The sequence below is a fragment of the Microcoleus sp. PH2017_08_TRC_O_A genome (assembly GCF_020738665.1).
Lineage (GTDB): Bacteria > Cyanobacteriota > Cyanobacteriia > Cyanobacteriales > Microcoleaceae > Microcoleus.
In genome coordinates, this window is record NZ_JAEQCE010000097.1 from 26954 (window position 1) to 35993 (window position 9040).

5 protein-coding genes are annotated in these 9040 nt (G+C 44.5%); 1 reads left to right on the plus strand and 4 read right to left on the minus strand.

What is annotated here, in order from left to right; all coding sequences use genetic code 11:
- Positions 1-562: 562 nt before the first annotated feature.
- The 4 genes from JGK22_RS27135 to cobA form a co-directional block, all read right to left on the minus strand.
- Positions 563-1195, minus strand: coding sequence for a restriction endonuclease subunit R (locus tag JGK22_RS27135; RefSeq protein ID WP_293314165.1), 633 nt, complete (start codon positions 1193-1195; stop codon positions 563-565).
- Between the two features lie 152 nt (positions 1196-1347).
- On the minus strand, positions 1348-1926 hold the full coding sequence (locus JGK22_RS27140; RefSeq protein WP_293185745.1) for a Uma2 family endonuclease: 579 nt from the start codon (positions 1924-1926) through the stop codon (positions 1348-1350).
- Between the two features lie 94 nt (positions 1927-2020).
- The gene (locus JGK22_RS27145) at positions 2021-3208 is read right to left on the minus strand and encodes a tetratricopeptide repeat-containing serine protease family protein (RefSeq protein ID WP_293270396.1); all 1188 of its coding nucleotides are present in this window, start codon (positions 3206-3208) and stop codon (positions 2021-2023) included.
- 548 nt (positions 3209-3756) lie between these two features.
- A complete protein-coding gene (cobA, locus tag JGK22_RS27150; RefSeq protein WP_293193335.1) occupies positions 3757-5325 on the minus strand; it encodes a uroporphyrinogen-III C-methyltransferase in 1569 nt (522 codons plus the stop codon).
- 141 nt (positions 5326-5466) lie between these two features.
- On the opposite strand from cobA, the gene JGK22_RS27155 reads away from it, so the two are divergent.
- Positions 5467-8733 (plus strand): glycosyltransferase, encoded by a 3267-nt coding sequence (locus JGK22_RS27155; protein ID WP_293314167.1) that lies wholly within the window; start codon positions 5467-5469, stop codon positions 8731-8733.
- Positions 8734-9040 lie beyond the last annotated feature (307 nt).

The window sequence follows — 9040 nt, forward strand, 5'->3', positions numbered from 1 at the left end:
GAAGAAGGAAGAAGGAAGAAGGAAGAAGGAAGAAGGAAGAAGGAAGAAGGAAGAAGGAAGAAGGAAGAAGGAAGAAGGAAGAAGGAAGAAGGAAGAAGGCGTAGGGTGCGTCGCCACGAAAAATCCCTATCTACATATCGACAATTTTGCTGGCGACGCACCTTAGGAACGAAAATTTAATAACTTACACTCTTAAAAGTGGGATGGGCGTCCCGCCCGTCCTTTATAGACCAATACGGTTTACTTAACACTATTTATGCCCGGAGATCCCCCTAAATCCCCCTTAAGAAGGGGGACTTTAAGAGCTTCTTGTCCCCCCCTTCCCAAGGGGGGTTAGGGGGGATCTGTCTTAAGTGAACCGTATTGCTTTATAGACGGGCGGGACGCCCATCCCACAATAATTAAAATTGTAAGTTATTTAATTCTCATTCCTTACCACAATGGTACGATCGGGAGCATCTCCGTTTTGCAAAAAGCATTTTTTAAACAGCGGACGCCAGGACGTACTACGAACCTTTTTTGTGATGCTAATCGACCGGGCATGATATGATATGACTCATCACTAATTGTTACCTGCTATCTGACTCAAGCGTTTGAGGATGCGGAGTACATCCTGTAGATTATTGGTGCGATTGCTAATTCCAAATAAATCAGATTTGGCATATCGCGGTGATTCTCCGTTGAGCAACTTGACAAAGATGAAACTGCCTCCTGTAGCAATCATGCCGTAACTCGGCTTCTCTGGGTTCGGGTTTGCCAGTAGATAAGCTAAGATTTGGGCCAGCCCCGCTTCAATGGAAAATGAAACTCGTTTCGATTCGATTACCATCAGCCACAACTGGTCTTTTAAAACTAAAGTATCCAGGCTACCTTTGATGATAATGCCTTCATCTTCTTCGGAAATTTCGACGGATTTTTCCTGTTTAATGTAAAATTGGTGCAGGTAAAACTCGCCGGTGAACAGTAGTGGAGAGACGATCGACAAACTGATGGTTTTTTCCAGCATCGGCGGATACTCTAGCAAGTTGAAGTAACCCGCTTTAATCTGATCTAGCTGTCGTTTCTGAAACTCTGTGATTTCTGGTAACTCCTCTTGCCATTCCGGGAAAAATTGGTCGTCTGTGACAAGTTGCAGGTTAAAAAGTGTTTTTAATTCTTCTAGCGTGACATTTTTAGCTTGAATAGTTTGAACCATAATTTCCTAGCCTTTATTTTATAGATATTTACAATTTTATCAAATTCCTCTACAACCAAATTGGTTCGTAGTGAGGACTTCAGTCCTTCTTTTTATGAGGACTAAAGTCCTCACTACGAACCGAAGATAGGCGAAGTTATAGTTTAATCTTACTAATTCCAAATTTTTTGTAGATTCAGAACAAATCCCGGCAAAACCTCTTCCCCAGAAAGGGTGAGAGGAGATTGTAAAACTTCAACTGGTTGACCGGGGCGATAAATTTCTACTTCTCGTTTTTTGCGGTTAATCAGCCAACCCAAACGGCAGCCATTTTCCATATATTCTTGCATTTTTGCCTGCGTCTTGTTCAAGCTGTCACTCGGAGAAAGAAACTCGATGACAAAATCAGGACAGAGGGGGATAAATTTGTCTCTTTGTTCGGGTGTCAAAGCTTCCCACCGCGATTTTTCGACCCAGGAGACATCGGGAGAGCGATCGGCTTTACTGGGCAGAGTAAACCCTGTGGAGGAATCAAACACTTCTCCGAGTTCGGTTCGATCGTTCCACGTCCAGATTTGAGCATTCGCTGTTGAGTTGCGTTTCCCTGTTTCTCCTCCGGTTGGCGGCATGACAATTAATTCTCCGTTGGCGTTGCGTTCTAGTTTCAATTCTGGGTGTTCTTCGCACAGTTGGTAGAACTGTTCGGAAGTTAGTTTGACAATGGAATTGAGATTTAAGGTGATAGCAGTCATGATTATTTACCTGCTGTGTATATGAACTAGATTAAGAACTAAAAATGGGATGATTCATTTTTAATTCTTAATTTTTAATTCTTAACTTCTAATTCTACTGCAATTGTTGGATGCGCTTGAGGGCATCTTGATATGCAGTTGTTCTGCCGCCTTGCTTGTAAAGTTCCGCTGCTTTTTGAAAGTCGGCAATTGCTTTGGCTTTGTCTTCTGTCAGGTAAGCTAAAGCTCGGTTGTAGTAGGCGTCGGCAAAACCGGGATTGGCTGCGATCGCACTCGTGTATGCTTGAATAGCGGTTCCACCGCGGGTGGGGTCGGGTTGTGGCAAGCCGGCAGTAATGAAAGTGCGGGCATTGCCGATATTAAAATGCAATTCTGGGCTGTATTTAGGATTGAAAGTGAGTGCTTTGTTGAAATCGGCGATCGCCTCCCAAGCCTCTCCCTGATCTAAGCGCGAAAGCCCTCGAAAATAATAGGCTTGGGCATCTTTTGGGTTAACGGTGGATACCGGGCCGATAGTTGTGGGAGTATTGTCTACTTTCAACTCGGATTTGTTGATTCCCGCCGCCACCAGTTTGGCGATAAAAGTATTAATGGGAACTGCTGCATTAAATCCTGTTTTAATTGGGGCGACTTCCCCGTTACTGATTTGGGCAAAACCGAATTCCCCTTGTCCGTGCAAACCGATGACTCGGGCTTCAGAGTCGAAAACTGGCCCGCCACTCATGCCACTCCAAGTGACGGCTTGATACCGCAAAGTGTAACCTTCCCGGCGATCGCGCGGGCGGCTGGTAACGAGTCCGGGAGACATTTCTGGTTCTCGTTCGGCCCCAAAGAGTCCGCCCGTAGCGGGATAGCCGTAAACGAAGATTTGAGTGCCGATGACGGCTTTGTCAGAATCGGCTAGCGTCGCCACTGGATATTCTTCGGGACTTTCAAATTTGACTACTGCTAAATCCGGATCTGTTGGGGCTGTTTGCAAGCGGGTGACGTTGCTTACTTGATAGTTTTTGCCCGCCGACGTGCGAACTGTGTATTTCACGTCTGCTTTTTCTACGACGTGATTGACTGTTAAAACTGTGTAAGTTTTGCCGTTTTTGGCAATAATTACCCCGGAACCGTCTCCGAGGGAACTATTGATTTGTACTGTCAGCGGCCCGGCGATGCTGGCGACTTCTTGGGGAGTTTTGGCGATCGCCGGTTGGCTGATGACTATGGTTAAGGCTGCGGTGGTTCCTGCTAGCAAGGTGGTTAAGGTGTCGTAACGAGAAAAGTTTATATTCATGGCTGTTGCTAATTGGTAGTTTGGTATGGGAGTTCGCTGCGGTTGGTGGTTTGGGCTTTTTTGGTTTTTAGTTTGATTAATGTTTTGACGCTATTGGCGATCGGCTTTGTTATTTACTGATAATTTTACTCGCTTTTTTGTTCCGCGATTTCCTATCTAGACATTCAGTTGTAAGGTATGTCAGGCTTGCAATGTCTATAATAAATTAGGCTTGGCCTTTGACGAACCCTACTCACTATGGATGATTCATTGCTATGTGGTAGCTTGTTCGCTAATTGTTGGATGCAAAAGTAGAAGCGGTACGTTGTTGGGCTTTAGCCCTGAAAGAGCGCCCAAGCGCAACTACGTACCTTTGAAAGAGCGCTCAAGCGCAACTACGTACCTTCAAGAGCGCTCAAGCGCAACTACGTACCTTCAAGAGCGCTCAAGCGCAACTACGTACCTCTGAAAGAGCGCCCAAGCGCAACTACGTACCTTCAAGAGCGCTCAAGCGCAACTACGTACCTTCAAGAGCGCTCAAGCGCAACTACGTACCGCTTCGGGTGCAACTATGTAATTTGATGTTTTGTGGCCCATTGGACGATCGCCTCAGTCAACCCATCTAATGTATATTCTGTCGCTTCTACGTCTAACTTGCCCAATAAATTCTGGCAGCTTTTGGAGGTTTCCGGGCCGATGGATGCGATACAAACTTTTTCTAGCCAATCCTGAGATAAGGAGAATTCGGGAGTTGTTTCGAGGAGGTGGCAAAAGTTATGTACGGTTTTGGAACTGGCAAAGGTTATGATATCTACGGCTTGATTCTGGAGTGCGGCTAGGGCGATCGGATCGATTGTTTCGGGACAGCAAGATTGGTACGCTGGTACTTCGATTACTTGCGCTCCTTTGGCGGTGAATTCTTTGACTAAAACTTCTCTTCCCCCACTTTCTACTCTGGGAAATAAGATTTTGCAGTTTTGCAAATTGTCGGGGAAGTTTTCGACTAGGGAATCGGCGACAAAGTTGGGGGGAATAAAGTCGGGTTGTAGCGAGTGCGATCGCAAACTTTCTGCTGTCTTTTTCCCAACTACTGCTATTTTAATGCCAAACAAGCTCCGCGCGTCTTTGCCTTTTGCTTGCAATCGTTGAAAAAACCAGTCTACGGCGTTGTGGGAAGTGAGGATTAACCAGTGAAAGCTTGACATTTGCCCGATCGCGCTATCCAACGGTTCCCAACTTGAAGGCGCACCAATTACTAAGGCTGGCATTTCGATCGCGCGGGCACCCAGTTGCTGGAGTCGATCGCTAAATTGACCAGACTGGGAGGCCGCGCGGGTGACTAAAATCGTTTTTCCGGCTAGCGGTTGGCTGTGGTTAGCGGTGACAGGTGTATGGCTCATGTTTGTGCTTTCTGGCCAGATTAAAAATTCGCGCAATCTAACTACTTCCCCAATGACGATGACGCAAGGCGATAGAGATTCACCTGTTGTTTGTTGTACAATGTCGGAGAGCGTGCCGATCCAGATTTGCTGTTCGGGGCGGCCGCAATCTCGGATGATGGCGATCGCAGTTTCGGGCGATCGTCCGTGTTTTTGTAATTGCCAGACTATCTCGCTTAAATTGCGCCCTCCCATCAAGATTACCAGAGTTTCTATCCGCACTAAAGCTTCCCATTCCAGCGCATCCGGTTCGTGGGCGCTCATCACTGCAAAACAGCGGCTCATCACCGGATCTGTGAGGGGAATTCCTGCTAGCAAAGGTGCCGCAAATGCTGACGAGATTCCCGGCACAACTTCAAATTCGCAGCCTGCTATAATTAATGCTTGAATCTCGGAACTGGAGCGACCAAAAATAAATGGATCGCCACTTTTAAGTCTCACTACTTGTTTGCCAAGTTGGCAATGTTCTACCAGCAAACGGTTAATTTCTTGCTGCTGGGTGGAAGGTTTGCCACCGCGTTTCCCTACTTCTATTTTCTGACAAGTGACTGGAATTAATGCGAGTTGCGGGATGTCGATGAGTGCGTCGTAGATTAAGACTTCGGCTTGGGAGAGCAGTTTTTGCGATCGCACTGTCATCAAGTTACAATCTCCGGGCCCCCCACCGACTAGATAAACTTTTCCTTTTGAGTTTTTCATAAGTCATCCTCGATAGTATAATTTAAGGAAGAAGGAAGAAGGAAGAAGGAAGAAGGAAGAAGGAAGAATGAGCAATTATGAAATAACAAATACTAATGCCCAATCCCTCCGCTTCGCTCCGCCCAATGCCCTGTTTGACCAATGCCCGATGCCCAATCCCCAATCCCCAATCCCCAATCCTTAACCAAAAATCCTATATTTATGCAGATTATCACCATCACGGCCGCCGATGCAAATTACTTTGAACTGGTGCGAGGTACTATTTTATCGGTGCGGGAAAAACCAGAGGGCGCTAATGTGGCGATCGGCTTTTTCGATCTAGGCTGCACTCCCGAACAATTGGAGTGGCTGGAAACACAAGTTAATATTATTCAAAAACCCGATTGGGAGTTCAACTTTCCCGGCAAAAATGAAGCACCTCACTATCTCAAAGGACTTTTAGCTCGTCCGTTTCTGCGCCGTTACTTCCCGAATTTCGACATCTACCTGTGGATAGATGCTGATGCTTGGGTGCAGGATTGGCAAGCTATGGAATTATTCGTAAAAGGCGCGGCAAAACGGGGTTTAGCAGTTGTTCCAGAATTAGATAGAGGCTATTATTTAGCTTATGGCAAATTGCCTTGGTACTGGGAATTTGTTTATCGCGATTATCAAGCAGCTTTTGGGGAAGAAGTTGCCAAACAGTTGCACAGCTATCCAACTATCAATGCAGGTATCTTTGCGCTGCACAAAGATGCGCCGCATTGGGAACTTTGGGCGGAATATCTGGATGAGGGATTGCAGCGGCACGTTTCTTTGATGACTGACCAAATAGCGTTAAATCGGCTCGTTTACGGTACTGAAATGTTCGATCGCACAGAGATGCTGCCGGCTGGGTGCAATTGGAGCTGCAACTTCGGTTTGCCCGTCTGGGACAAGCAGCGACGCTGTTTTGTGGAGCCGTATTTGCCGCACGGGGCGATCGGCATTCTGCACATCACAGGTCACAAGCACGACTTGGTAAAATTAGCAACAACCGACGGGAATCAAATAGAAATTAGTCTCCGCTACCAACCGATTCAACCGCCAGTATCCCCACAATTAAAATCAGAAAAAATGACAGTACAACCACCATCTCAAATTCAAAATAATACATTACCTGTCGGAGATTACGTCTCGCCCGAACTAAAAATTATTCTCCCAGATGCGTACTTTCCCAACATGATTGTGGGCGATACTAATACTTGTCCGTGGCCGTATCTGCGCCGGGAAATCAAGCACAATTGGTATGTCGATCGCCGTGCTAGTTCAGTCGGATTTCTCAGTCGCGACGAAGCACACATTCTTTACAATACAGCCCTGCAATTTTCAGGTAAAAAAGCATTAGAAATTGGCTGCTGGCTGGGTTGGTCTGCTTGTCATTTAGCACTCGCCGGAGTTGAGTTAGATGTCGTCGATCCGCTGTTAGAAAGAGATGATATTAGACAAAGCGTAATAGATTCAATTCAAGGCGCTCTCAATGCGTCTGGCGTGCAAACTTCCGTTGAACTCATACCCGGTTACAGCCCCCAAAGAGTAGAGCAATTAGCAAAGGATTTGAACCGGAAATGGTCGTTAATTTTTATTGACGGAGAACACGAAGGTGATGGGCCGTTAAATGATGCGATCGCCTGCGAAAAATTGGCAGAACAAGATGCAATAATTTTATTTCACGATTTAGCTGCTCCGGCTGTTGCTAAGGGTTTAGATTACTTGAAACAACAGGGTTGGCAAACGATAGTATATCAAACAATGCAAATTATGGGTGCAGCTTGGCGCGGCAATGTCGAGCCTGTAAAACATCAACCAGATCCTAATATTTATTGGGATTTGCCAGCACATTTGCAGGGTTATGAAATTAGCAGTTTAAACGGTATTGATTCGACCACATACAGTAAAAAAAATAAACAAAAACAGTCATCTTATACAAGAGATTTCTACGAATTAATAGGAGAAGGAACTCGCAGTTCTGCTATAGAAATTATTCCTCTGCTGTTAGACTTGCTGCAACCAAATTTACCTAAAAGTGTAGTGGATGTGGGCTGCGGTACGGGAAGTTGGTTAGCTGCTTTTCAAAAGTTGGGAATTGCTGACTGTTTGGGAATAGATGGCGATTATGTCGATCGCACTCTTTTACAAATTCCTTTAAATCAGTTCCAATCCGCAGATTTAAAGCAACCGCTGCAATTAAAAAGAAAGTTTGACTTAGCAATTTCCCTAGAAGTTGCAGAACATTTGCCAGCTACCTGTGCTGAAACCTTTGTTAATTCTCTCACTCAATTAGCACCAGTAATTTTGTTTTCGGCTGCGATACCGTTTCAAGGAGGCGTCGAACACGTTAACGAACAGTGGCCGCAATATTGGGTAAATTATTTTCATACAAAAGGTTTTGCAGTCGTGGATTGCTTGAGGAGAAAAATATGGAACAATGACAAAGTAGAGCCTTGGTACGCTCAGAATATATTTATTTTTGTTAAACAAGAATATTTATCGAGATATCCAATGTTAGAAAGTGAATATCAAAACACGGATTTGAATCAATTAGCGATTGTACATCCCAAGATTTATTTTTATAGCTTGCAATCTGCTCAAAAGTCAGCCCAAACAGAAAGTTTCAGGCAAATTTCTGCATCCCAGCAATTGGAAAATCGACCGTTGGTATCTGTGATTGTTCCCTGCTACAATCAATCTCACTTTTTGCCACAAGCGGTAACTAGCGCAATTAAGCAAACTTACAAAAATTTGGAAATTATCATTGTCAATGATGGCAGCTTAGATACTACAAGCACAGTTGCCAAAAATTTAATAGCAGCAAATCCCCAGCATAAAATCAGGCTGGTAGAACAAACAAATCAAGGGCTGTCTCTGGCAAGAAATGCTGGAATAGCAGCAGCAAATGGTGAATACATTATGCCTTTGGATGCTGACGATATTTTAGCTGAAAATGCCTTAAATAGTCTTTTAGAAATATGCTTAAAATCTCATGTACCTTGTGTAGCATTTGGTTCTTATCAAATGTTTGGCACAGAAAATCGCATAGTACCGAGTAGCGATTTGTATTCGCCGGAAAACATCAAGCACTCTAACATGATTCACCCGTCTTCACTGTATCACAAATCTATTTTGGATTTAGTGGCAGGTTATAAAATTGGGATGAAAGAAGGTTACGAAGATTGGGAATTTTGGGTCAATTGTCACAGACATAATATCCCATTTTTCGGAACGAAAGAAGTAGTTGTCAATTATCGGCGTTCCCAGGGTTCTATGTTGGAAAAAGCTCAGCAACATCATGAAAAGTTGGTAGCACAAATTGTTTGTTACAACCGGGATATTTATGATATTGAAAGCGTGAAGAATGCTGAGAAATTCTTGGAAGCAATCGCAAATTAATCTTTTTTATCTGGTAGGGTGCGTCGCTGCTATATTTTTGATTTTCATTGCAGATTGTCGAGTGCGACGCACTCTACATTATCTATCGGTGGATTGAAATTGTAATTTCAACCTACATTTTATTTGTAGGGGCGGGTTCGCCAACCATACATAATAATCACCGACAATTAATATAAACCCGCCCCCGCCCCACCGTAAATCTGAATGTACATTAATATTGTTTGTTGGGTGAGGGCGGGTTTTTGAAATTGTTAGTTTTGGGGCGATTATTGTTGGTGAACCCGCCCCTACGGGAATTATGTATATA